Below are 609 nucleotides of genomic sequence, written 5' to 3' on the forward strand. Positions count from 1 at the left end.
CGCTCGGGCCCGCGGGGGTCGATCACTTCCAGAGCGCGCACTTGCTCTCGGCCTTCGTGGTGAAGACCTGGTCGCCCGGCAGCTTGGCCACGACCTTGTAGTAGTCCCAGGGCTGGCGCGACTCGGACGGCGCCTTGACCTGCATCAGGTACATGTCGTGCACGAAGCGGCCGTCGGCGCGCACCGTGCCCTTGGCGTAGAAGTCGTCGATGGGCATCTTCTTGATCTGCTCCATCACCTTGTCGGCATCGGTGGTCTTGGCCGCCTGCACCGCCTTCAGGTAGGTCATGGTGGCCGAGTAGTCGGCCGCCTGGATGTCGGTGGGCATGCGCTTGGTCTTGTCGAAGAACTTGCGGCCGAAGGCGCGCGTGCGTTCGTCGAGGTTCCAGTCCCAGCTGGTGGTGAGCAGCAGGCCTTCGGTGTTCTTCAGGCCCAGGCTGTGGATGTCGGTGATGAACACCAGCAGGCCGGCCATCTTCATCGACTTGGTGATGCCGAATTCGCGGGCCGCCTTGATCGCGTTGATGGTGTCGCCGCCCGCGTTGGCCAGGCCCAGGATCTGCGCCTTCGAGTTCTGCGCCTGCAGCAGGAAGGACGAGAAGTCGGAGG

At 64.7% G+C, this 609-nt stretch carries 1 protein-coding gene; it reads right to left on the reverse strand.

Annotation, left to right across the window (positions count from 1 at the left end; translation table 11 throughout):
• Window positions 1-22: 22 nt before the first annotated feature.
• On the reverse strand, window positions 23-609 hold a 587-nt coding region (locus ACODT0_RS42375; RefSeq protein ID WP_489044047.1), incomplete at its 5' end, for an ABC transporter substrate-binding protein.

It is taken from the genome of Variovorax sp. FG153, from assembly GCF_057809595.1.